The organism is Streptomyces sp. NPDC001492, assembly GCF_053597275.1.
Genome location: NZ_JBSFHW010000045.1, coordinates 33,651 through 57,473 on the forward strand (window position 1 = coordinate 33,651; position 23,823 = coordinate 57,473).

General features: G+C 70.1%; 17 protein-coding genes. 9 read left to right on the forward strand and 8 right to left on the reverse strand.

The genetic code is table 11. The features are described from left to right. Positions 1-161: 161 nt before the first annotated feature. Positions 162-2,696: a GTP pyrophosphokinase gene (gene relA / locus ACWC1K_RS39855; RefSeq protein WP_450837944.1), complete on the forward strand. Its 2,535-nt coding sequence runs from the start codon at positions 162-164 to the stop codon at positions 2,694-2,696. Between the two features lie 66 nt (positions 2,697-2,762). On the opposite strand, the gene ACWC1K_RS39860 is transcribed toward relA, so the two are convergent. Further along, a complete protein-coding gene (locus ACWC1K_RS39860; RefSeq protein ID WP_450837946.1) occupies positions 2,763-3,992 on the reverse strand; it encodes a DUF349 domain-containing protein in 1,230 nt (409 codons plus the stop codon). Between the two features lie 135 nt (positions 3,993-4,127). Next, positions 4,128-4,982: a peptidylprolyl isomerase gene (locus ACWC1K_RS39865; protein ID WP_450837948.1), complete on the reverse strand. Its 855-nt coding sequence runs from the start codon at positions 4,980-4,982 to the stop codon at positions 4,128-4,130. A 167-nt stretch (positions 4,983-5,149) separates the two neighbouring features. On the opposite strand from ACWC1K_RS39865, the gene ACWC1K_RS39870 reads away from it, so the two are divergent. Beyond that, the gene (locus ACWC1K_RS39870; RefSeq protein WP_450837950.1) at positions 5,150-5,857 is read left to right on the forward strand and encodes an MBL fold metallo-hydrolase; all 708 of its coding nucleotides are present in this window, start codon (positions 5,150-5,152) and stop codon (positions 5,855-5,857) included. 11 nt (positions 5,858-5,868) lie between these two features. Next, on the forward strand, positions 5,869-7,131 hold the full coding sequence (hisS, locus tag ACWC1K_RS39875; RefSeq protein WP_450837951.1) for a histidine--tRNA ligase: 1,263 nt from the start codon (positions 5,869-5,871) through the stop codon (positions 7,129-7,131). A 267-nt stretch (positions 7,132-7,398) separates the two neighbouring features. On the opposite strand, the gene ACWC1K_RS39880 is transcribed toward hisS, so the two are convergent. Then, complete coding sequence (locus ACWC1K_RS39880) at positions 7,399-9,978, reverse strand: ABC transporter permease (protein ID WP_450837952.1); 2,580 nt, start codon at positions 9,976-9,978, stop codon at positions 7,399-7,401. Beyond that, entirely contained in the window at positions 9,975-10,763 is a 789-nt protein-coding gene (locus ACWC1K_RS39885; protein ID WP_365845913.1) for an ABC transporter ATP-binding protein, read from the reverse strand. Before ACWC1K_RS39885 ends, ACWC1K_RS39880 begins: the two co-directional genes overlap by 4 nt. 424 nt (positions 10,764-11,187) lie before the next feature. Here ACWC1K_RS39885 and ACWC1K_RS39890 point away from each other — a divergent pair, with 424 nt between their 5' ends. The 3 genes from ACWC1K_RS39890 to ACWC1K_RS39900 all read left to right on the forward strand — a co-directional run bounded on the left by ACWC1K_RS39890 (position 11,188) and on the right by ACWC1K_RS39900 (position 14,958). Further along, positions 11,188-12,687: an MFS transporter gene (locus ACWC1K_RS39890; protein ID WP_450837953.1), complete on the forward strand. Its 1,500-nt coding sequence runs from the start codon at positions 11,188-11,190 to the stop codon at positions 12,685-12,687. Positions 12,688-12,904: 217 nt separating this feature from the next. After that, the gene (locus tag ACWC1K_RS39895) at positions 12,905-13,351 is read left to right on the forward strand and encodes a DUF485 domain-containing protein (RefSeq protein ID WP_450837955.1); all 447 of its coding nucleotides are present in this window, start codon (positions 12,905-12,907) and stop codon (positions 13,349-13,351) included. After that, positions 13,348-14,958 carry a sodium/solute symporter gene (locus tag ACWC1K_RS39900; RefSeq protein WP_450837956.1) on the forward strand — a complete coding sequence of 537 codons (1,611 nt, stop codon included), beginning with the start codon at positions 13,348-13,350 and terminating at the stop codon, positions 14,956-14,958. Before ACWC1K_RS39895 ends, ACWC1K_RS39900 begins: the two co-directional genes overlap by 4 nt. A gap of 81 nt (positions 14,959-15,039) precedes the next feature. Here ACWC1K_RS39900 and ACWC1K_RS39905 read toward each other — a convergent pair whose 3' ends face one another. From ACWC1K_RS39905 to ACWC1K_RS39915, 3 genes are all read right to left on the reverse strand, one after another. After that, the gene (locus ACWC1K_RS39905; protein ID WP_450837958.1) at positions 15,040-15,927 is read right to left on the reverse strand and encodes a cellulose-binding protein; all 888 of its coding nucleotides are present in this window, start codon (positions 15,925-15,927) and stop codon (positions 15,040-15,042) included. A 205-nt stretch (positions 15,928-16,132) separates the two neighbouring features. Then, the gene (locus ACWC1K_RS39910; RefSeq protein WP_450838001.1) at positions 16,133-19,021 is read right to left on the reverse strand and encodes an SUKH-4 family immunity protein; all 2,889 of its coding nucleotides are present in this window, start codon (positions 19,019-19,021) and stop codon (positions 16,133-16,135) included. An 8-nt stretch (positions 19,022-19,029) separates the two neighbouring features. Further along, on the reverse strand, positions 19,030-20,028 hold the full coding sequence (locus tag ACWC1K_RS39915; RefSeq protein WP_450837960.1) for an SMI1/KNR4 family protein: 999 nt from the start codon (positions 20,026-20,028) through the stop codon (positions 19,030-19,032). A gap of 294 nt (positions 20,029-20,322) precedes the next feature. Here ACWC1K_RS39915 and ACWC1K_RS39920 point away from each other — a divergent pair, with 294 nt between their 5' ends. Together ACWC1K_RS39920 and ACWC1K_RS39925 are read left to right on the forward strand one after the other, a co-directional pair. Then, complete coding sequence (locus tag ACWC1K_RS39920) at positions 20,323-20,856, forward strand: YwqJ-related putative deaminase (RefSeq protein WP_450837961.1); 534 nt, start codon at positions 20,323-20,325, stop codon at positions 20,854-20,856. Between the two features lie 110 nt (positions 20,857-20,966). Next, a complete protein-coding gene (locus ACWC1K_RS39925; RefSeq protein WP_266965094.1) occupies positions 20,967-21,461 on the forward strand; it encodes an SUKH-3 domain-containing protein in 495 nt (164 codons plus the stop codon). Between the two features lie 24 nt (positions 21,462-21,485). Here the strand turns inward: ACWC1K_RS39925 and ACWC1K_RS39930 are convergent, their stop codons facing one another. Next, on the reverse strand, positions 21,486-22,790 hold the full coding sequence (locus tag ACWC1K_RS39930; RefSeq protein WP_450837963.1) for a sensor histidine kinase: 1,305 nt from the start codon (positions 22,788-22,790) through the stop codon (positions 21,486-21,488). Between the two features lie 167 nt (positions 22,791-22,957). On the opposite strand from ACWC1K_RS39930, the gene ACWC1K_RS39935 reads away from it, so the two are divergent. Then, positions 22,958-23,818, forward strand: coding sequence for a hypothetical protein (locus tag ACWC1K_RS39935; protein ID WP_450837965.1), 861 nt, complete (start codon positions 22,958-22,960; stop codon positions 23,816-23,818). The last annotated feature ends 5 nt before the right edge of the window (positions 23,819-23,823 follow it).

A 23,823-nucleotide genomic window follows, 5' to 3' on the forward strand; every position in this document is an offset into this window, starting at 1 on the left:
GATCGCCCCGAAGCCGCCTCCCGGAATCCTGCGGCAGCCCCTTGTGTTTCTCCCGTAGACGGCCCTCACATTGGCCTGAAGGCGATCCTGCGGCCCAGGATCGCTACCATGGGGTCTCCGGAGCCTGACCGGGGGACCCGGATCGCGCACGAGGAGTCCTCTTGCCAGACGAGGCCCAGCACCTGACCGCCGCCAAGCCCGAGTCCGCCTCGGCAGCCGCGGCCAAGCCCGCGCCGACCGCGCCGCACGCGAAGAACGACACCCGCGGGCCGGTCGAGCACGCCCAGTCCGCGCCCGTCGACAAGTCGGCCGAGCAGTCGCGCCCCAAGCCCGCGCCACCCGAGCGGCCCACGCCCTCTCCCGCGGTGCGCCCGAACACCGGCCAGCCCGCCCGCTCGGGCTCCTCCAACCGCGTCCGCGCCCGCCTCGCCCGCCTGGGCGTCCAGCGCTCCAACCCGTACAACCCGGTCCTGGAGCCGCTGCTGCGGATAGTGCGCAGCAACGACCCGAAGATCGAGACGTCGACGCTGCGGCAGATAGAGAAGGCCTACCAGGTCGCCGAGCGCTGGCACCGCGGCCAGAAGCGCAAGAGCGGCGACCCGTACATCACGCATCCGCTCGCCGTGACCACCATCCTGGCCGAGCTGGGGATGGATCCGGCCACGCTGATGGCCGGTCTGCTGCACGACACCGTCGAGGACACCGAGTACGGCCTCGACCAGCTCCGTCGCGACTTCGGCGACTCCGTCGCCCTGCTCGTCGACGGTGTCACCAAGCTGGACAAGGTGAAGTTCGGCGAGGCCGCGCAGGCCGAGACCGTCCGCAAGATGGTCGTCGCCATGGCCAAGGACCCGCGCGTCCTGGTCATCAAGCTGGCCGACCGCCTGCACAACATGCGCACCATGCGCTACCTCAAGCGCGAGAAGCAGGAGAAGAAGGCGCGCGAGACCCTTGAGATCTACGCGCCGCTCGCCCACCGCCTGGGCATGAACACCATCAAGTGGGAGCTGGAGGACCTCGCCTTCGCGATCCTCTACCCCAAGATGTACGACGAGATCGTGCGGCTCGTCGCCGAGCGGGCGCCCAAGCGGGACGAGTACCTCGCCATAGTGACCGACGAGGTGCAGCAGGACCTGCGCGCGGCGCGCATCAAGGCGACCGTCACCGGCCGCCCGAAGCACTACTACAGCGTCTACCAGAAGATGATCGTCCGCGGCCGTGACTTCGCGGAGATCTACGACCTGGTGGGCATCCGCGTCCTCGTCGACACCGTCCGCGACTGCTACGCCGCCCTCGGCACCGTGCACGCGCGATGGAACCCGGTCCCCGGCCGGTTCAAGGACTACATCGCGATGCCCAAGTTCAACATGTACCAGTCACTGCACACGACGGTCATCGGCCCCAACGGCAAGCCCGTCGAACTGCAGATCCGCACCTTCGACATGCACCGCCGCGCCGAGTACGGCATCGCCGCGCACTGGAAGTACAAGCAGGAGGCCGTCGCCGGCGCCTCCAAGGTGCGTTCGGACGCCCCCAAGAGCGGCGGCAAGGACGACCACCTCAACGACATGGCCTGGCTGCGCCAGCTCCTCGACTGGCAGAAGGAGACCGAGGACCCGGGCGAGTTCCTGGAGTCCCTGCGCTTCGACCTGTCGCGCAACGAGGTCTTCGTCTTCACTCCGAAGGGCGACGTCATAGCGCTCCCCGCCGGGGCGACGCCGGTGGACTTCGCGTACGCGGTCCACACCGAGGTCGGCCACCGCACCATAGGAGCGCGGGTCAACGGCCGACTCGTACCGCTGGAATCGACCCTCGACAACGGCGACCTGGTCGAGGTCTTCACCTCCAAGGCGGCAGGCGCGGGCCCCTCCCGTGACTGGCTCGGCTTCGTGAAGTCGCCGCGCGCCCGCAACAAGATCCGCGCGTGGTTCTCCAAGGAGCGCCGCGACGAGGCGATCGAGCAGGGCAAGGACGCCATCGTCCGCGCCATGCGCAAGCAGAACCTGCCGATCCAGCGCATCCTCACCGGTGACTCGCTCGTCACGCTCGCGCACGAGATGCGCTACCCGGACATCTCCGCGCTGTACGCGGCGATCGGCGAGGGCCATGTCTCCGCGCAGAACGTCGTGCAGAAGCTGGTCTCCGCGCTCGGCGGCGAGGAGGCGGCCACCGAGGAGATCGACGAGACGGTCCCGCCGTCCCGCAGCCGCAGCCGCAAGCGGCGCTCCAGTGCCGACCCGGGCGTCATCGTCAAGGGCGTCGAGGACGTGTGGGTCAAGCTGGCCCGCTGTTGTACACCCGTTCCCGGCGACCCCATCATCGGTTTCGTCACGCGCGGTAGCGGAGTATCGGTTCACCGCAGCGACTGCGTCAACGTGGAGTCACTGTCCCGCGAGCCCGAGCGCATCCTCGAGGTCGAGTGGGCGCCCACCCAGTCCTCGGTCTTCCTGGTCGCCATCCAGGTCGAGGCCCTGGACCGCTCCCGGCTCCTCTCGGACGTCACCCGTGTCCTGTCCGACCAGCACGTCAACATCCTCTCCGCGGCCGTCCAGACCTCCCGCGACCGGGTGGCCACCTCCCGCTTCACCTTCGAGATGGGCGACCCGAAGCATCTGGGCCACGTCCTGAAGGCGGTGCGTGGCGTGGAGGGCGTCTACGACGTCTACCGCGTGACCTCGGCGCGCAGCAGGTCGTAGAACCAGACGTACGACGAGAAGGGGCCCGTACCTCGCGGTACGGGCCCCTTCTCCACGCAACAGGTGTCAGCCGCCGAACTCCTGGAGGCCCTTCAGAGCCTGGTCCAGGAGCGCCTGGCGGCCCTCCAGCTCGCGCTCCAGCTTGTCGGCCCTGGCGTTGTTGCCCTGGGCGCGGGCCTGCTCGATCTGGCCCTTCAGCTTGTCCACGGCGGCCTGGAGCTGACCGGTCAGACCCTCGGCACGCGCGCGTGCCTCCGGGTTCGTCCGGCGCCACTCGGCCTCCTCGGCCTCCTGGATGGCCCGCTCCACGGCGTGCATCCGGCCCTCGACCTTCGGGCGCGCGTCCCGCGGTACGTGGCCGATGGCCTCCCACCGCTCGTTGACCGAGCGGAACGCGGCGCGCGCCGCCCTGAGATCCGTGACCGGGAGGATCTTCTCGGCCTCCTCGGCCAGCTCCTCCTTCAGCTTCAGGTTCTCCGACTGCTCGGCGTCCCGCTCAGCGAAGACCGAGCTGCGGGCGGCGAAGAACACGTCCTGGGCACCGCGGAAGCGGTTCCACAGGTCGTCCTCGTGCTCGCGCTGGGCGCGGCCCGCGGCCTTCCACTCGGTCATCAGCTCGCGGTAGCGGGCGGCCGTGGGTCCCCAGTCCGTCGAGCCGGACAGCGCCTCGGCCTCGGCGACCAGCCGCTCCTTGGCCTTGCGGGCCTCCTCGCGCTGCGCGTCCAGCGAGGCGAAGTGCGCCTTGCGGCGCTTGGAGAACGCCGACCGGGCGTGCGAGAAACGGTGCCACAGCTCGTCGTCCGACTTGCGGTCGAGCCGCGGCAGCCCCTTCCAGGTGTCCACCAGCGAGCGCAGCCGCTCACCGGCCGCCCGCCACTGGTCGGACTGCGCCAGCTGTTCCGCCTCGGCGACCAGGGCCTCCTTGGCGCTGCGCGCCTCGTCGGACTGCTTGGCGCGCTGCTGCTTGCGCTCCTCACGGCGCGCCTCGACCGTCGCCACGAGCTTGTCCAGCCGCTTCCGCAGCGCGTCCAGGTCGCCGACCGCGTGGTGCGCGTCGACCTGCTCGCGGATGTGGTCGATGGCGGTCTGCGCGTCCTTCGCGGACAGGTCGGTGGTCTTCACTCGCTTCTCGAGGAGGCCGATCTCGACAACCAGGCCCTCGTACTTGCGCTCAAAATAGGCCAGCGCCTCCTCGGGGGAGCCGGCCTGCCAGGAACCGACGACCTGCTCGCCGTCGGCCGTACGCACGTACACGGTCCCCGTCTCGTCGACGCGGCCCCACGGGTCGCTGCTCACAGCGCCTCCTCCACATGATGCCTGCGAGGGGCCTCAGTGCCCCCGGGCATCGTCCACAGTTTCGTCACGGCCAACATAGGCGACCGGCGGGTTGCCTGTCCGCATCCCGCGCGACCGAAATTTCGCACTTGACGGTCAGGATTTGGTGATCGTCGCCTTGTTGATCACCACGGTCGCATTGGGTGCCGTGTTGCCCGTCGTGGGGTCGGCGGCCTGGGCTCCCGCGGCGGCGATTTTCTTGAGAACCTTCATGCCCGACGCGGAGATCGTGCCGAACGGGGTGTAGTCGGGCGGCAGCGGACTGTCCTGGTAGACCAGGAAGAACTGGCTGCCGCCGGTGTTGCGGCCCTGCTTCGTCTGGGCGTTGTACTGGTTGGCCATGGCGACGGTGCCCGCCGGGTACACCTGCCCCTTGAGGCCTTTGTCCTTGAGGTTCTCGTCCGGGATCGTGTAGCCGGGACCGCCCATTCCGGTTCCCTGCGGGTCGCCGCACTGCAGCACGTAGATGCCCTGATCGGTCAGCCGGTGGCACTTGGTGTGGTCCAAGTAGCCCTTGCCGACGAGGAAGTTGAACGAGTTGACGGTGTGCGGCGCCGCCGACGCCTTCAGCGCGATGTCTATGTCACCGCACGTGGTGGCGAGATCCATCGTGTACTTCGCCGACTTGTCGATGGTCATCGCCGGCTCCTTCTTCCAGCTCAGCTTCTTCACCGAGCCCGTGGCCGGCTTCGCGCACGGGTCGGGTGCCTTGCTGGTCGGGGCGGCGCTCGGGGACGTCTGGGAGCTCGCGTTGGCCTTGTCGTCGCTCTTGTCGCCCTTGAGGACCCCGGTCGTGTAGAGCGCCACACTGCCGATGACGACCACACCGAGCACCGACGCGATCACAGAGTTGCGCATCCTCGCCTTGCGCCGCGCGGCCGTGCGCCGCTGCTGCTGGCGCAAGAACTTCTCCCGGGCGAGCTGACGCTTGCGCTGTTCCTGGGTGACCACCGGGTTCTCTCCTCATGCGTCTCGTATGTCCACCGGTACGCGTGCGTCCTGTGAGCCGACCGCCTGCGTGTGCCCCGTACCGTATATGGGTTCGCTGAGGAATCGGCAGCGCCGGTAGGCTCTGAGGTCAGCAGCAGCCGCCCGTATCGACACAACGAAGGACGATCGTGCTCATTGCCGGGTTCCCCGCCGGGGCCTGGGGGACGAACTGTTATCTCGTCGCCCCCGCCGCCGGTGAGGAGTGCGTGATCATCGACCCGGGCCATCAGGCCGCCCAAGGAGTCGAGGAAGCGCTGAAGAAGCATCGGCTCAAGCCCGTCGCGGTCGTCCTCACCCACGGTCACATCGACCACGTGGCCTCGGTCGTCCCGGTGTGCGGCGCGCACGACGTACCGGCCTGGATCCACCCCGAGGACCGCTACATGATGGCGGACCCGGAGAAGGCGCTCGGCCGCTCCATCGGCATGCAGCTGATGGGCGAGCTGACGGTGGGGGAGCCCGACGACGTCAAGGAGCTGACCGACGGTGCGAAGCTGGGACTCGCGGGTCTGGAGTTCTCCGTCGCGCACGCGCCCGGCCATACCAAGGGGTCGGTGACCTTCCAGATGCCGGAGACCACGGAGATCCCTTCCGTGTTCTTCTCCGGGGATCTGCTCTTCGCCGGCTCCATCGGACGCACCGACCTGCCCGGCGGTGACATGGCCGAGATGCTCGACTCGCTGGCCCGCGTGTGCCTGCCGCTCGAGGACTCGACCGTGGTGCTGTCCGGCCACGGCCCCCAGACGACCATCGGCCAGGAGCGCGCCACCAACCCGTATCTGCGGCAGGTGGCCGCCGGCCTCGGGAGCGTGGACGCTCCCCGACGAGGAATGTGACGAGACTTTCCGTGAGCACCTTCAAGGCCCCCAAGGGCACGTACGACTTGATCCCGCCGGACAGCGCCAAGTTCCTGGCGGTCCGCGAGGCGATCGCCGCGCCGCTGCGCAACTCCGGTTACGGCTACATCGAGACCCCCGGTTTCGAGAGCGTGGAGCTCTTCGCGCGCGGTGTCGGCGAGTCCACCGACATCGTGACCAAGGAGATGTACGCCTTCGAGACCAAGGGCGGCGACAGGCTCGCCCTGCGCCCCGAGGGCACGGCGTCCGTGCTGCGCGCGGCGCTGGAGGCCAACCTGCACAAGCTGGGCAATCTGCCCGTCAAGCTCTGGTACTCGGGCTCCTACTACCGCTACGAGCGCCCGCAGAAGGGCCGTTACCGGCACTTCTCGCAGGTCGGCGCCGAGGCGATCGGTGCGGAGGATCCTGCGCTCGACGCCGAGCTGATCATCCTGGCGGACCAGGCGTACCGCTCACTGGGGCTGAGCAACTTCCGGATCCTGCTCAACAGTTTGGGCGACAAGGAGTGCCGCCCCGTCTACCGGGCCGCGCTGCAGGACTTCCTGCGCGGTCTGGACCTCGACGAGGACACCCTGCGCCGCGCCGAGATCAACCCGCTGCGCGTCCTGGACGACAAGCGCGAGTCGGTCCAGAAGCAGCTGGGCGACGCCCCGCTGCTCCGCGACTACCTCTGCGACGCCTGCAAGGCGTACCACGAGGAGGTCCGTGAGCTGATCACGGCGGCGGGCGTCGCTTTCGAGGACGACCCGAAGCTGGTCCGCGGCCTGGACTACTACACCCGTACGACCTTCGAGTTCGTCCACGACGGTCTGGGCTCCCAGTCCGCGGTGGGTGGCGGCGGCCGCTACGACGGTCTGTCGGAGATGATCGGCGGTCCGGCCCTTCCGTCCGTCGGCTGGGCGTTGGGCGTCGACCGCACGGTTCTCGCCCTGGAGGCGGAGGGCGTGGAGCTCGAACTGCCCTCCACGACCAGCGTGTTCGCGGTGCCGCTGGGCGATGAGGCGCGTCGTGTGCTGTTCGCCAAGGTCACCGAGTTGCGCAAGGTGGGCATCGCCGCGGACTTCTCGTACGGGGCCAAGGGGCTCAAGGGTGCGATGAAGAACGCCAACCGCAGCGGCGCCCGCTACACCATCGTCGCCGGTGAACGCGACCTCGCCGAGGGTGTCGTCCAGCTCAAGGACATGGAGTCCGGTGAGCAGGCTGCGGTCGGGGTGAACGAGATCGTGGCGGAGCTGGAAGCCCGGCTGGGCTGAGGCTTTTCGCCCCCGCCGCCCCTACCCGTCCCGTACCGGGGGCCAGCCCCCGGACCCCCGCTCCTCAAACGCCGGAGGGGCTGGTTTTCAGCCCGTCCGGCGTTTGAGGACGAGGCCGTTCAGGCCGAAGCGGGGGTCTGGGGGCGGCAGCCCCCAGGGGACGGGAATGGGAAGGGGCGGCGGGGGCGAGCAAAAGTGCCCGGCACCGGTGAGTCCCCCAAGACTCCCCGGCACCGGGCGCTCCCCCGCAACCCCCGTGTGCGGTGGCTATTCGGTGGCGATCGCGTTCAGTACGTTCATGCGACCCGCCCGGAAGGCCGGGATCAGCGCGGCGAACAGACCCACGAAGGCCGAGCCGAGGAAGACCGCGATCAGGGTCGACCAGGGGATTTCGAGGACCTTCAGGCCTTCCAGCGCGAGCAGCTGCTGGGCCGTCGCGCCCCAGCCCATGCCCAGGCCGAGCCCCAGCAGGGCACCGAACAGGGCGATCACCACGGACTCCATGCGGATCATCCGGCGCAGCTGCCGCCGCGACAGGCCGATCGCCCGCATCAGCCCGATCTCCCTGGTCCGCTCGACCACCGACAGCGCCAGGGTGTTCACGACACCGAGGATCGCGACGATGATCGCGAGGGCCAGCAGGCCGTAGATCATGTTCAGCAGCTGGCCGATCTGGTCCTTCAGGGCCTGCTTGTAGTCGGTCTGGTCGCGCACCTTGTACTGCGGGTAGTCGTGCAGCGCGGACTTCAGCGACTTGTACGCCGTGTCCTGCTGCCCGTCCTTGGCGGTGGCGAAGACCAGCTGGTCCAGGGGCATCCTGTCGGCGGGGACGTACTTGGCGAGCGTGGTGATCGCCGTGTACTTCGAGCCCGAGTCGATCAGACCGTCGCTGCTGGTGATCGCCCGGACCGTCAGATTCGCCGTCGCGCCGTTCCTGAAGGCCACCTTGATCTTCGAACCCAGGTGGATGCCGTGCGCCTTGGCGAACTTGTCGTGGACCGACATCGAGTCGGGCTTGTACGCGTCCTTGAGGTTGCCGGCGACGGTCTTCGTACGCAGGTCGGTCGCGTACGTCGGGTCGGCCGCCGTGATGTCCGTGTCCTTGAGCAGCTTGCCGTCGGGGGTGGTGTAGTCGGCCTTGGCCATCCTGTACTCGGTGACCCGCTCGAGACCCGGCGTCGACTTCACCGCCTTCACGGCCTGCGGGACGATCGGCTGCCCCTTGTCGTTCCCGATGATGAAGTCCGTGCCGACGGTCTTGTCGAGCTGGTCCGTCGCGGAGGCGACCATGGACGAGCCGACCACCGACAGACAGGCGACCAGCGCGAGCCCGATCATCAGGGCGGCACCCGTGGCGCCGGTACGGCGCGGGTTGCGCAGCGCGTTCCGCTCCGCCATCCGCCCGACGGGGCCGAACATCCGCAGCAGTACGGCGCCCAGGACACGCACCACGCCGGCCGCGAGCAGCGGGCCGACGACGACGAACCCGATGAGCGAGAGCACGACGCCGAGGCCCAGCCACGGCGTGCCGTCCTTCGCCTTGTCGACGTTCGCGGCCAGGTAGAGGCAGTAGCCGCCCGCACCGGTCAGCACCACGCCCACCAGGGCCCGTATGCGGCCCGCCTTGGCGTCGGCCGGGGTGCCCGCGTCGCGCAGCGCGGCCATCGGGGAGACCTTGCCGGCCCGGCGGGCGGGCAGGTAGGCGGCGAGGACGGTGACGACGACGCCGAGGAGGAGGCCGACCACCGGGGTCGTCCAGGCGACCGTCAGGTCGGCGGTCGACAGGTGCATCCCCAGCGAACCCATGATCTTCATCAGGCCGACCGCGAGGCCGACGCCGGCGCCGACACCCAGCACCGACCCGAAGACACCCAGCAGCAGCGCCTCGACCAGCACGGACCGGTTGACCTGCTTGCGGCTGGACCCGATGGCCCGCATCAGCCCGATCTCTCGGGTCCGCTGCGCGACCAGCATCGAGAAGGTGTTGATGATCAGGAAGATGCCGACGAGGAAGGCGATCCCGGCGAAGCCGAGCATCGCGTACTTCATGACGTTCATGAAGCTCTCGACGTTCTTCTGGTTGGCTTCGGCGGTCTCCTTGGCGGTCTGCACCTTGTAGCCGGTGCCGAGGGCGGCGACCACGTTCTTCTTCAGCTGCGGGTCACTCGTGCCGGAAGCGGCGGTGACGTTGACGTTCGTGTAGACGCCGGTCTGTCCGACGAGCGTCTCCTGCGCCGTCCTGGTGTCCAGGTAGAAGATCGCCGCACCGGGGTTGGTGACCTGGAAGTCGGCGATGCCGGAGATCTTCGCCTGGTGCGTGCCGACCGCGCTGATCAGGCCGAGTCCGTCACCGAGCCTGAGGTGGTGCTTGTCGGCGGTGTCGCGGTCCACCATCACCTGGTCCGGCCCCTTGGGCGCCGTACCGGAGGTGATCTTCATGGTGCGGGCGTCGTTGGAGTTCCAGTTGCCGACGATGGTCGGGGCGCCGCTGCTCGGCGACAGGTCGTCCTTCTGGGCGTCGACGACGGTCACCGAGGTGGAGAAGACGGTCCCCTCCGCCGACTTCACGCCCTGCGCGGCGCGCACCTTGCCGACCACGGACGCCGGCATGACCGGCGGCTTGCCGTTGCCGGCGGTCGTCTCACCGCTGTCGGAGGCGCTCTTGGCACTGACGGTCACGTCGGAGGACGTGGCCGCGAACAGCTTGTCGAAGGTGGTGTTCATGGTGTCGGTGAAGACCAGCGTCCCGCAGACGAAGGCCACCGACAGCAGCACGGCTATCGCGGAGAGGGCCATGCGCCCCTTGTGCGCGAAGAAGTTGCGCATCGACGTCTTCAGCACGGTCATGACGTGCGCCCCCGGGCGTCGAAGTCCTTCATGCGGTCGAGGACCGCGTCCGCGGTCGGCTTGTACATCTCGTCGACGATCCGGCCGTCGGCGAGGTACAGCACACGGTCCGCGTACGAAGCGGCCACCGGGTCGTGCGTGACCATCACGATGGTCTGCCCGAGCTCGTCGACCGAGCGGCGCAGGAAGCCCAGCACCTCGGCCCCGGCACGGGAGTCGAGGTTTCCGGTCGGCTCGTCACCGAAGATGATCTCGGGCCGCGCGGCCAGCGCACGGGCCACGGCGACGCGCTGCTGCTGACCGCCGGAGAGCTGGGTGGGCCGGTGCTTGAGCCGGTCGGAGAGCCCGACCGTGTCCACGACCCGGGCCAGCCACTGCTTGTCCGGCTTACGGCCCGCGATGTCCATGGGCAGCGTGATGTTCTCGAGCGCGTTCAGCGTCGGCAGCAGGTTGAACGCCTGGAAGATGAACCCGATCCGGTCCCGGCGCAGCTTGGTGAGCTTCTTGTCCTTGAGCCCGGTGATCTCGGTCTCGTCGAGGTAGATCTGCCCCGAGGAGACGGTGTCGAGCCCGGCCAGGCAGTGCATGAGCGTGGACTTGCCGGACCCCGAGGGGCCCATGATCGCGGTGAACTGCCCGCGGGCGATGTCCACGTCCACGTGGTCGAGGGCGACGACACGGGTCTCACCGGCCCCGTACGCCTTCACGACCTGCCGCGCCCGCGCGGCTACGGCCGTACGCCCTCCAGTGCCCCCGTGCCTGGGAATGGTCACGGCCGAAGTCATGGTAAATCTCCTATGTCGGTTGTGAAGATGACGCACGAGTGCTGCGTCGGACCGGTCCTGCCGGATGTGCTGTGCTGGTTACGCGGTTGAGTCTGGCCTCGCGGAGGGGTCCGGCGCGCTGGTGCCCGGCACCCTCTTGTCCTGGGGAAAACCCCACCCCCGCCGGTTCGGTCAACCACCCCTCACCGGCGCCCCAGAGACGTAAGACCAGGTTAAGGACGCCCTGGGCCCCGTTCCTCCTCCGGCGGAACGAACCCTCCCCGGGCCGTAGTACGGAGGAACCCCTAGGGGCAGTCCACCGACGGGTGGAGACGTTCTCGGGGTTGCGGTCCACCCTCCGGCCCGGTCAGCTTCCACCCTCCCGTCGCGTCAGGGTCAATGGGAAGCTGTTCGGCGGCAGATAGATGCAAGGGGAAGGAATCCTGTGGACCAGGGGGAGACCGGCATACGGACGGCCGCCACGGAGCGCACGCGGGACCCGCACAGACGCGGCGCCGTGGTCGCCGCGCTGATGCTCGCCATGGCGCTCGCCGCCCTCGACTCCACCATCGTCTCGACGGCCGTCCCGCAGATCGTCGGTGACCTGGGCGGCTTCTCGGTCTTCTCCTGGCTGTTCTCCGGCTATCTGCTCGCCGTCACGGTGACGCTCCCGGTGTACGGCAAGCTGTCGGACACCTTCGGCCGCAAGCCGGTCCTGATAGCGGGCGCCTCGGTGTTCCTGGCCGGTTCGCTGCTGTGCGCGGTCGCCTGGAACATGGGGGCGCTGATCGCCTTCCGCATCCTCCAGGGCCTGGGCGGCGGGGCCCTCCAGGGCACGGTGCAGACGCTCGCCGCCGACCTCTACCCGCTCAAGGACCGTCCCAAGATCCAGTCCAAGCTGTCCACGGTGTGGGCGGTGTCGGCGGTGGCCGGCCCGGGCGTGGGAGGCGTCCTGGCCGCCTACGCCGACTGGCGCTGGATCTTCCTGGTCAACCTCCCCATCGGCGCGCTGGCGTTGTGGCTGATCGTCCGTCATCTGCACGAGCCGCAGCGGGAGTCGGCCGCGCGTCCCCGTATCGACTGGGCGGGCGCGCTGGCGGTGTTCGCGTGCGGGGGCGTCCTGCTGACGGCCCTGGTGCAGGGCGGGGTGGCCTGGCCCTGGCTGTCGGGACCGTCAACGGCCTTGTTCGCGGCGGGACTTGCGCTGGCCGGGGTGGTGGTCCTGGTGGAACGCAGGGCGGCCGAGCCGATCATCCCGGGCTGGGTGTGGCGGCGCCGTACGATCGCGGCGGTCAATCTCGCCCTGGGCTCGCTGGGGCTGCTGATGGTGGCGCCGAGCGTGTTCCTGCCGACGTATGCGCAGTCGGTGCTGGGCCTGGCCCCGGTGGCGGCCGGCTTCGTCCTGTCCGTGTGGACGCTGAGCTGGCCGGTCTCGGCGGCCCTGAGCCAGCACGTGTACCGGCGGATCGGCTTCCGCAACACCGCGATGCTCGGCATCGGGGCGGCGGCGCTGATCCTGTTCGCGTTCCCGTTCCTGCCGTATCCGGGCGAGGCGTGGCAGCCGGCCCTGCTGATGCTGCTGCTGGGCGCGGCCCTGGGCCTGTTCCAGCTCCCGCTGATCGTGGGGGTGCAGTCGACGGTGGGGTGGGCGGAACGCGGCACGACCACGGCGTCGGTGCTGTTCTGCCGTCAGACCGGCCAGACGATCGGGGCGTCGGTGTTCGGCGCGGTGGCCAACGGCGTGCTCGCCGGCCGGCTGGGCGGTGCGAGCGACCTGGACTCGGTGACACGGGGCCTGGACGGGGGTGCGGTGCCGGAGGCCACGCGGCGGGCGATCGCGGACGCGGTGCACGCGGTGTATCTGGGCGCCGGGTGCGCGGCCGCCGCGGCCTTCCTGGTGCTGCTGCTCCTGGCGCCCCGCCGCTTCCCGGTCCTCAAGGACTGACGGTCCGCGGCGGGGCGCATCGGCCGCTCCCGGACCGCAAAAGTCTGAGTTAACGCGGGTAACACCGCAGGTCAGCGTAGTAAGCGCATACCGACCGGCCAGTTTGGTGAAAACGCCACGCGCCCGGAAACCGGCGAGTAGCGTGCGTGGCTCCGCACGCCCCCCAACCTCCCTGCGGTCCCCCGCACAGGACCCGAGCCACGCAAGGAGCACCGGGATGTCCTACGACCGGTCCCCGTCGTACCCGTACCGCCATGCACCACAGAACACGTCCCTGCCGTACGAGGCCAGCTATCCGTGGATGCCGCCCTCCCCGCCGCCCGAGCCGGCCAGACGGCGCCGCCCTGCTGAGGCCCCTCTCGGCCACCACAGCGACCTGCGGATCCTGCGCAGCGCGCACCGCTGGCAGCGGCGCACCGCCACCCTCACCGCGCTCGGCTACTTCACGCTGTTCCTGATCCTGTCCGCGTTCGCCCCGTCGTTCATGACGACCACCGTCACCGACGGACTGCCCACCGGGCTGCTGCTCGCCCTGCTCCAGATACCCGTCACCTGGCTGGCGATCGCACTGTACGAGCACACGGCCCGCCGCTACGTCGACCCGATCGCGGAGCGCATCCGCAAGCAGGCCGAGCTGGACGCCAAGCGGGAGGCCGCGCGATGACCGGGTTCAGCGGAAGCGCCCAGGCCATGTCCCTGGTCGCCTTCTCCACCGTCGCCGCGATCACCCTGCTGCTGTGCGTGATGACCGGCCCGGACGGCGACGACCTCGACGAGTTCTACACCGGCTACGGCTCCCTCTCCCCCATGCGCAACGGGCTCGCGATCGCCGGCGACTACATCTCCGCGGCGAGCGTGCTCGGCACGGGCGGCGTGATCGCCCTGTGCGGCTACGACGGGATCGCGCTCGCCCTGAGCACCGCCCTGTCGCTGATGCTGCTGATGTTCCTGCTGGCCGAACCCCTGCGCAACGCGGGCCGGTTCACCATGGGCGACGCGCTGACCCGCCGTATGCCGGGCCGCAGCGTCCGCATGGCCGCCTGTGTGGTGACCATCGCCGCACTGCTGCCGCTGATGCTGGTCCAACTGGCGGGCACCGGGCAGCTGTTGGCGTTCATCCTCGGCTTCTCCGGCGACTCGCTGAAGACCGGCTGCATCATCGGGCTCGGCGCCCTGATGATCAGCTACGCGGCGATCGGCGGCATGAAGGGCACCGCCCTCATCCAGATCCTGAAGATCGTGATGCTGCTCGGCTCCGGCGCCGTCGTCGCCCTGCTCGTACTCCAGCGCTTCGACTGGGATCCGGGAGCGCTGTTCAACGCCGCGGCCACCCAGAGCGGCGTCGGCTCCGCCTTCCTGCACTCCGGCGTCGAGTTCGCGGGCAGCGCCAACCCCCGCCTGGACATGATCACTTCGGAGCTCACCATCGTCCTCGGCGGCGCCTGCCTGCCGCATGTCACCATGCGCATGTACACCGCGCGCAGCGCCCGTCAGGTGCGCCGCTCGATGTCCTGGGCGGTGTCGTCGGTGGTGCTGTTCGTCCTCATCATGACGGTCGTCGGATTCGGCGCCACGGCCCTGATCGGACGGGCGGCGATCGCGCAGGCCGACCCCCAGGGCAACACGGCCTATCTGCTCGGCTCACGGGCGGCGTTCGGTGCGAACGTGTCGACGTCGGAGACGTTCCTGTTCACCACGGTCACCACGGCGATCTTCCTGACCCTGCTCGCCTCGGTCGCCGGGATGATCCTCGCCTGCGCCAACTCCCTCGCCCACGACGTCTTCGCCACCCGTGTGCAGGAGATGTCGGAGCGCCGCGAGATGCTGCTGGCCCGCCTCTCCGCCCTCGCGGTGGGCGTCCCGGCGATCCTGCTGGCCACCCTGGTCCAGCACCACAGCCTGCAACCCCTGGTGACCCTGTCCTTCTGCCTGGGCGCCTCCGCGATCGCCCCCGCGCTGGTCTACAGCCTCTTCTGGCGCCGCTACACCCGTATGGGCCTGCTGTGCACGCTGATCGGCGGCACGCTCGCGGTCCTGCTGGTCATGCCGGGCACCAACCTGGTCTCCGGCTCCCCCGTCTCCGCCTTCCCCGGCGCGGACTTCAACTGGTTCCCGTTCACCACCACCGGCCTGGTGACGATCCCCCTGGGCTTCGCCTTCGGCTGGCTCGGCACGGTGGCCTCCGGCCGCCGGGCCTCCGAGGAACAGCGACGCCAGTACGAGGCGGTCGAGGGGTGGATCCTGGCGGGAGCGGTCCGCAGGAGCGGGTGACGGCCCGCGGCACGCGGGCGGCACAGGCCGTGGTCGGCGGGACGGAGGCGCGGCCTGTGCCGGGCGCCCCTGTCCCGCCCGTCACTCCCCCGACGCCGAACCCGTCAACGCCGTAAGACTGTTGCGTACGTTGTCCATCTGCACCTGCAACTCGTCCGACTGCTCGCTGTGCTGCTGGAGCACCTGCTCGGTCTCCCGGGCGATCTGCTCCTCCTGCCGCCGCGCCGCCGCGAGGATCTCCGCGGCGCGCGCACTCGCCTCGTCCTGGCAGCGGTGGGCGTACTCCTCCGCGTCCATGAACTCCCGCCGCGCCTCGGCCAGCTCGGCCTCCGCCCGGGCCATCAGCCCGGCGGCGTGCGCATCGATCGCCGCCGCGCGCTCGGCCTCGGCCCGCTCCACCTCGTCCCACCGCTCGGCGAACTCCTTGGCCTGCTCGGCGAGTTTCACGGTGGCGCGCTGCCGTGCCTCCCTGAGCACGGACAGCACCTCGCCCCGGCCGTCCTTCAGCGCACGCCGGGCACCGATGCGGATCTCGTCGGCCTCGGTGCGCGCCGCCAGCAGCCGCCGGCCGGCGTGTTCCTCGGCGGCGGCGCGTACGGACTCCGCGTGCGCCTCGGCGGCACCGAGCACACTGCTCGCATGCGCCTGGGCGGCCTCCACCAGGCGCTGCGCCTCCTGCCGGGCGCGCTCCCGCACGGCCGCCGCCTCGTCCTGTACATGCTGGAAGAGGTCTCGGGCGCCCTCCCCGAGCGCCTCGTACGTCTGCGGGGACAGCTGCGCCACGGTCTCCTTCAGCAGCGCGGCCTCCGCCTCCATGTCCTTGGCGAGGACGGTGAGCCGGGCCGCCCGCTCCCAGGCGGCATCCCGGTCCAGGGAGAGCGCCTCGGCGAACACCTCGACCTGTTCGGGACAGTAACCACGCCCCCGTACGGCCCCGAAGCCATGGGGCGAGATCGGTGTGCTGCTCATCCTGGAACCCCTCTCCGCCGAACTCTCCGCCGTACGGGCGCGCAATGATGATTTCGCGCACATCTTGATATATCGGGCAGAAGTGTTCATAACGCGACACTCCGTAGGCGGATTGCGATCGGCGTACGAACGCAAAAGGGCCGGGCCGGTCACAACGACCGGCCCGGCCCCGCAGCAAGCAGCCCAGGTTCTCAGCGGTGGTGCATCACAGCAGCCCGTCCCACATCTGCTCCAGCAGCACCGACCACCAGCTCTCCGGCGAACCGAGCGCCGCCGGGTCGAGAGAGGCCAGCTGAGCCTGGAAGTCGACGGTCCAACGGCCCGCCTGCTCCTGGTTCAGCCCGAACCGCAAGCGCCACATCCGGCCCAGCAGCGCCAGACACCGCTGGAACTCCGGCAGCCCCGTGTTCACGAATTGCGGCGGCACCGGCGCACCACCGGGCCCCGCCTCCACCGGCACGGCCACGATGTTCGCGGTGCCGTACTGCACACACACCGCCCGCCCGAAGTCGCTGCCCATGACGAGATACGAACCCGCGTCCGAGGCCGGCTGCACACCTCGCTCCTGCGCGAGCTCGGCGAGCGTAGGCACCGGCCGCCCCGGCTGGGCCTGCGCCCAGAAGAACGGACCCATGTCCGTCGGCAGCCCCGCCGCCACCAGCGAGTGCGCCACCACCGGCGGCACACCCTGCCGGGACACGGCGGCCTGCTCGAACCGGAACACACCCGGCCCGAACGCACCCGCCAGCTCCTGCCCCACCGCCTCCGGCGGAATCGGCGCCGCCGCCTGCACCGGCGGCAACGGTGCCCGCACCGGCGCAGGACGGGCCGGCCCGTCCGCCACCTGGTGCAACTCGCCCTGGTGCGCGAGCAGTTGCTGCATGCCCTGCTGCCGGCTCGCGTGATCCGTCCCGTACGGCGCGATGGACGTGATCCGCGCCTGCGGCCACTGCTCCCGGATCATCCGCGCACAGTACGCACCCGGCAGCTCGCACGACTCCAGCTCCGTGTGCAGCTCCAGCACCTGGTCCGGCGGCACGTTCATCCCGCGCAGCTCATGGAAGATCTGCCACTCCGGGTGCGGCACACCCGGCGCCGACCGCCGGATCAACTGCTGCTCGGACCCGTCCTGCGCCCGGTACCGAAGCACCGCCTGATAACCGGGTCCGACCGTGGGCTGCCCCTGCGGCTGCGGATAGCCGTACGCGGGCGGCGGCACGGGCGACTGCGGCGCGCCCGGAGCCATACCGGGGGCACCGGGAGCCGGCGGCGGGGGCGCACCGGGTGCGCCCACCGGAGGCCCGGCCAGCACCGTCTCCGCATGATGTACGGCACCTCGACCACCGGCAGAACCGGGAGCACCGGGGCCGCCAGGACCTCCCGGAGCGCCAGGGGGCAGCGGGGTGCCGGGGGCCGCGGGTGCATTCGGAGCTCCCGGCGGCTGCGGGAAGCCGGGGCCGGCCGGAGCGCCGGAAGGCTGAGAACCACCGGGAGCACCGGGACCACCGGGAGGCTGCGGGAAGCCGGGGCCACCCGGACCACCGGGGCCCACCGGAGGCTGCGGGGCACCCGAACCACCCGGAGCACCGGAAGGCTGAGAACCACTGGGGCCACCAGGAGCACCTGGAGGCTGCGGGAAGCCGGGGCCACCCGGAGCACCGGAAGGCTGCGGGAAGCCGGGGCCGCCCGGACCACCAGGGCCCACCGGAGGCTGCCCGGCACCAGAGCCACCCCCAGCGCCGGAAGGCTGAGAACCACCAGGAGCACCTGGAGGCTGCGGGAAGCCGGGACCACCCGGACCACCGGAAGGCTGCGGGAAGCCAGGGCCGCCCGGAGCACCGGGAGACTGAGGCACGCCAGGACCCCCCGGAGCGCCAGCAGTACTTGGCGCCTGCGGAAAACCAGGCGCACCGGGAGCACCCGGAGGGAAGGGACCGCCGGGAGCACCCGGAGGCTGCGGAGCGCCGGGAGCACCCGGAGGCCCCGGAGGCTGCGGCGCCCCCGCGCCCGGAGCACCAGGTGCGCCCGGAGGCTGCGGCGCCCCCGGCCCCATCCGGCTGGGGTCGGCGAGCATCGTGGCGGCCTGGTGGACGTTGGCCGGAGGTGTACCGCCCGGCGCGTTCGGCGCACCCGGCGGGTGGGGGCCGCCCGGAGGAGTCGGTGCACCCGGCGGATTCGGGGCACCCCCCAGAGCCCCAGGGCCCGCACCCTCAGGCCCCTCGGGACCGAGCGCCGACACCAGCTGCGTCGGAACGTACCCGCCCGCACCGGGCCCCGGCGGAGGTGCGCTCGGCGGAGGCGGCGTGGACGGACCCCGGCGCGGCGGAGCCGCCTTGCTCGTCGCGGCGTCGGCGATCTCCCCGGCGTTCGGCGCGAGCGGCCGCCCGGGGACACCCGGCGCCTGCGGATAGCCGTACGACGGAGGGGCCGGCGGCGGAGGCGGCGGCCCCTCCGTCGTCCGCGGAAGCCCGCTGCCGCCCGCCATCAGCGCCGTCTCGGCGTCCGGCGGTGTCTCCTCGCCCGCATCGTTCAACGGCGGCGCGAACACGGTCGCCGGCAGCGGGACGGAAAGGTCCTCACCGCCACCGTTGGTGTCCGTCCCGGCCCACGGAGTCGCCCCCACGGGCGAACCCGGCGCACCCGGCGCGTCACCCGCCCCGGCCTCCGGCCACCGAGCACCGTCACCCGGCGAAGCAGCCGCACCACCCCGCCGATCCGCGATCCCCAACTTGTCCGCCGCCTCCTGCAACCACTCCGGAGGACTCAGCAGAAACGACGTCTGATTCAGATCCACCCGCGCCGAAGCCGCCGGCACCGGCTCCGCAGCCTCGTCCCGCCGGCCGTACTCCTCCTCGTACCGGCGAATCACCTCACCCACCGGCAACGACGGCCACAACGTCGCCTCACCGCTGTCCCGGGCGATCACCAGCCGCTGCAGACCCCCGTCCGAACGCGGCCCCTCCGCCCGGTCCTCGGCCCACACCACGAACCCGAGCCCGAACTCCCGCACCCGCACCTCACGATGCTGATACGCCGGCACATCCCCGTTGATCCACTCCTCGGCGCGCTCCTGCGCCTGCGCGAAGGTCACCATCGCAACGCTCACTCCCCCACCGAAGAGACGGAAGCGACCGGAACGGAATGCGCGAACCCGCCGTCCACCATCAGATTCGCCACCGTCTCCAACTCCGGCGGATTACCCGCAAGCCGCGCCAAGAACGCGTCGAAGTCCTCACCGCACGGCAGCAGCAACCGCTCCACCCGATCCGCCGGCGCCCACGAAGGATCCACGTCCCGCGCGTCGTCATACGCACAGAACCACACCGAACCGAGCCGCTCGCCCTTCACCTTCACCGCCAGCAAACCGCCCTGCACAAACCCAACACCCAAGTAATCCTTGGTCAGATGGTCACGCAGACACTTGTTGACGTAGACCAGATCATTGACCGCCGCCTCGTCCCGCACCGTGAAGAACGGCTGGTCGACCAGCAACCCCAGCTCGGCATCCAGCGCCGCACCCACCGGCGCACACCCACCCGCAGCCTTCAGAAACGAACGGTACGCACCCGGCAGCCGATACCCGAGGTCCTCCTCGACCCCCTGCACCTGCGACTCCGTCACCGCCACACCCGACTTCGGCAACCCGAAATGCGCAGGCCGCGTCTCCTGCAACGGCCGCGTCCCCCGCTTGCCCTGATCCACCGCCGCCGTCGCGATCCCACCGTGATGCCGCAGCAACGCCTTCACCTCGACCGGCACCAACTCCAGCCGCCGCGAACCCACCACGTGATGCCACGTCCAGCCATGCGGCGTCGCCACCGCAGGCACCGTGTCCCACAGCTCATGACCCGAGGCGGCAAGAGCCGCGTTCGCCGAGACGTAGTCCGTCAGCCGCAACTCGTCGACACCGAAACCCTCCGGCGGCTCCGCGATCTCCGCAGCAGCACGCGCATAGACCGAGAAATCGGGGTACCCACGCTCGTCAACGCGTACCCCTCTCGGGTGACGTGCCGCCCGGACCGGATCCGGGAAATGCACGACCTGCCCGGCATAGGCCGCGTTCGGCGGCGCGGCTTGCTGCCCGAGCCGACCTGTCGTCATGGCGGTTGCCCCCTGCGGCGTTCGTTACGGACCGCGATGACCGCCATCGGCCAACCCGCCCCGTATCTCCTGTACAACCCTCTCCACACGTCGGCCGCGTGGATCGCGGTGCCGACAGCCTATGCGGTACGACCGCACCGGTCACCGGGCACCGGCCAGCCGCCCTCCGCTTCCGTGACCAGCCGTCACCCCGCCGTGACAGCCCGCCCAAACCCGGGCGTGTCGCACCGCCCCAGCTTCCGCACCAGCCACGGCATTTGGCACTCTGTGACCTCCGGGGAGGCTCGGGAGGGGATGACGATCATGAACGCCACGCAGGCCGGACCACACACGGCACCGCACACAGGGCCGTCCGGCGACCCCCGCATCGGCTGGAGCGCCACCGAAACCCCCCACGCACCCGCCCTCCTCCACCGCCGCGACGGCATACTCCCCACCATCGCCGCCGCCCTCTCCGTCCGCGGCGCCACCCTCACCGGCACCGCCGCCCGCGGCGACCAGCCCCCACCCCTGCACCCACTCGTCCAGGACTTCCTCGACACCCTCCCCAGCGCCGGGCGCGACCGCTTCACCGGCCGCTGCGCCGAAACCATCCTCATCTCCCGCCACATAGCCGCCGCCGACGCCGCCCGCAGCAAACGCGCCACCCGCAAACCCATGACCCACGGCGAAGCCCGCAAAGCCCTCAAACAGGCCAAACTCACCGCCCGCCGCATCCGCGAGGACGGCGACCCCCTCCACGGCAGCTTCGCCACCCCCTGCCGCGCCTGCACCGCCCTCAGCGCCCACTACGGCGTCCGCATCGTCGACCCCGCAGCAGACGACTGACCCCCACCACTACAAGAAAGACGCACGAGAAAGACCCACAAGGAAGACCCACCAGGAAGACGGCCCCGCGCCGAACCGTGACCTCAGCGAACTCGACGATCGAAGGGCAGATGCACCCCGACCGCACCTCGACCACGCGCTTCCCCGTACCCGTCGACGCCGCCCTCCGCGCCGCCGGCTGGCAACCCGGACGCTGGGACATAAAACAGGCCGAGATCTGGGCCGACGCCCTCCGCGACCACACCTCACCCGCAGGCCACCGCCACGCCGTCTTCCCCGCCGCCGTAGAAGCCTGGGCAGAATTCGGCGGCCTCCACATCACCCCCACCGGACCCGGCCGCCAGATCGCCCCCGCAGCCCTCCACCTCGACCCCCTGCACGGCCTCCACATGGCCCGCACCCTCAACGACCTCGGCCGCGCCCTCGACACCGAAGTCAGCCCCCTCGGCACCGAGACAGAGACCCACTCCCTCCTCGCCGTCGACACCGAAGGCCGCATCTACGCCCTCGATCACACAGGCGACTGGTACCTCGGCCCCGACATCGACCAAGCCCTCGGCGGCCTCATCTCAGGCATCGAACCCGTACGACTCACCGCAGGCTGAACGCCCGGAAACACACACGGGCCACTACGCCGCCGGAATCACCGCCGACACCCGGAAACCCCCCGCATCCGTCGGCCCCGACACAAACACCCCACCCAGCGCCGTCACCCGCTCCTTCATCCCCACCAGACCGTTCCCCCCGGACGGCAAACGCGCCGACGACGCCGAAGCCACCTCCGGCGGCGGCTCGTTCTCCACCTGCATCGCGATCTCCGACACCCGATGCGCAAGCCGCACATGCGTCTTCGCACCCGCCGCATGCTTGTGGACGTTCGTCAACGCCTCCTGCACCACGCGATACGCCGTCTGCTCCACCTCAGCGGCATACGACCGCACATCCCCCTCGACGGACAGATCCACCACCATCCCCGCGGCCGCCGACTGCCCGACGAGCTCCTCCAACTCCTCCAGGCAGGGCCCCTCCCCCTCATCCACGACCCTCGAAGCCGCCACAGCAGCAGCCACCCCCACCGCCACAAGCGGCACGGCCTGCTCGCTCCGCCGAGCCCCGTCCCCACTCCGCAGCACCCCGAGCATCTCCCGCAACTCGGTCAACGCCTGCCGCCCCATGTCCCCCACCAACGCGGCATTCCTGACGGCCTTCTCCGGGTCCTTACGAGCAACGGCCTGCAACGCGGCGGCATGCACCACCATCAGACTCACCCGATGCGCGACAACGTCATGCATGTCCCGCGCAATCCGAGTCCGCTCCTCGTTCCGCGCCCACTCGGCCCGCTCCTCGGCCCGCTCCGCCAGCAACTGCAACTCACGCTCAAGACTGTCCGCCCGCTCCCGCAAGCTCTCCATCAGCCGCCGCCGAGCCCCCACATAAAGCCCCAGCAGCAGAGGCGGCGCGGTCATCCCGATCGCCGTCGTGATCGCAGCGAACGGAACGAACCAGTCCCCCAGATCCCACGTCCCCCGCGCCATGTCCTGCCGCACCCGCACGAACATCACGATCAACATGCCGACGAGCGACATCCCCGCCAACGACCCGATGATCCGCCGCGGCAGTTCGGAGGCCGCCAAGGTGTACAGCCCGACGATCCCCATCAGGTAACCCATCTGGGCCGGGGTAATGGCGATCGACACCAGCACCACAGCAATCGGCCACTGCCGCCTCACCAGCAGCGCCGAGCCGGCAAGCACCCCGAAAACAACCCCCGCGGCCACCGGAATCCCCGCGTCCCGAGCAAACCGAACACCCTCGAACGCACACTCCACCGCGGACACAAAAGCCAAGCTCACGTCCAGCACGGCACTGCGCCACCTGGCCCACCACCACGGCCCTCCCCGGGCCGCCGCGTGCACTTCCCCCGTCGTGGTCATGCCTCCAGCCTACGGGCGTCCGCGCCCCGTTTTCCGGCGAGTTTTCGCGATGGGTCTACACCACACTCCGTAACCGAACGTAAGCGAAACAGACCGATATCCCTCGAACTGCTGAATCGCACATTGTTCGCCCCCGGAACCCCGGATTCCGCCCGGACGGTATGCCTATGGCACATGCACAAGGCAAATACGCCGACTTCGAGGGACTACGGGAGCGGGCGGTCGCGCTGCGGCGGTCCGGCCTCAGCCGCCGCCAGATCCGCGACCGCCTGCACGTCGACAACAACGACATCCTCAACCGCCTCCTGGAGGGCGAGCCCCCTCCGGAATGGACGAAGCGCCCGAACGCGAAGGACGACCTGCGGGACAGGGCACGGGAGCTCCGACTCCAGGGCTGGACGTACGACCAGATCCAGGTGGAGCTGGGGTGCTCGAAGAGTTCGATCTCGCTGTGGGTACGGGATCTGCCGAGGCCGGAGCGGCGCGATCCGTCGGAGCAGGCGAAGCTGGCAGCCCGGAAGCGGTGGGAACACGAGCTGGCGATCCGGGACGAGGAGCGGCAGCGAACCAAGTCGGCCGCGTCAGAGCAGATCGGCGAGATGTCCGACCGTGATTTGTTCATGGCGGGTGTCGCCCTGTACTGGGCCGAGGGCTCCAAGGACAAGTCGTATGCCCGCCGAGAGAACGTCCTCTTCGTCAATAGCGACCCTGGTGTGATCCAGCTCTACCTCGCCTGGCTCACCTTGCTCGGCGTCGAGCCCGAGCGCCTGGCATACCGCGTGATGATCCACGTGACTGCCGATGTGGAGGGCGCCAAACGCTACTGGGCAGACGTCGTAGGCGTCGACGTCTGCCGCTTCCAAAAGACGACCATCAAGAAGCACAACCCCAAGACCGTGCGCAAGAACGTCGGCGATGACTACCGAGGCTGCCTGGTCATCCGCGTGGCACAAGGCGCCGAGCTCTACCGCAAGATCGAGGGCTGGTGGAAGGGAATGGTGGCTCAGGCCCCAGCACGTCTCAGGTAAGGTCT

Excerpts from the sequence above, each read along its gene's own strand:
- ACWC1K_RS39880 (WP_450837952.1), bottom strand. The coding sequence starts at position 9,978 with ATGACCGTGCTGAAGACGTCGATGCGCAACTTCTTCGCGCACAAGGGG.
- ACWC1K_RS39885 (WP_365845913.1), bottom strand. The coding sequence starts at position 10,763 with ATGACTTCGGCCGTGACCATTCCCAGGCACGGGGGCACTGGAGGGCGT.
- ACWC1K_RS39895 (WP_450837955.1), top strand. The coding sequence starts at position 12,905 with ATGTCCTACGACCGGTCCCCGTCGTACCCGTACCGCCATGCACCACAG.
- ACWC1K_RS39900 (WP_450837956.1), top strand. The coding sequence starts at position 13,348 with ATGACCGGGTTCAGCGGAAGCGCCCAGGCCATGTCCCTGGTCGCCTTC.
- ACWC1K_RS39905 (WP_450837958.1), bottom strand. The coding sequence starts at position 15,927 with ATGAGCAGCACACCGATCTCGCCCCATGGCTTCGGGGCCGTACGGGGG.
- ACWC1K_RS39910 (WP_450838001.1), bottom strand. The coding sequence starts at position 19,021 with ATGGTGACCTTCGCGCAGGCGCAGGAGCGCGCCGAGGAGTGGATCAAC.
- ACWC1K_RS39915 (WP_450837960.1), bottom strand. The coding sequence starts at position 20,028 with ATGACGACAGGTCGGCTCGGGCAGCAAGCCGCGCCGCCGAACGCGGCC.
- ACWC1K_RS39920 (WP_450837961.1), top strand. The coding sequence starts at position 20,323 with ATGACGATCATGAACGCCACGCAGGCCGGACCACACACGGCACCGCAC.
- ACWC1K_RS39925 (WP_266965094.1), top strand. The coding sequence starts at position 20,967 with ATGCACCCCGACCGCACCTCGACCACGCGCTTCCCCGTACCCGTCGAC.
- ACWC1K_RS39930 (WP_450837963.1), bottom strand. The coding sequence starts at position 22,790 with ATGACCACGACGGGGGAAGTGCACGCGGCGGCCCGGGGAGGGCCGTGG.
- ACWC1K_RS39935 (WP_450837965.1), top strand. The coding sequence starts at position 22,958 with ATGGCACATGCACAAGGCAAATACGCCGACTTCGAGGGACTACGGGAG.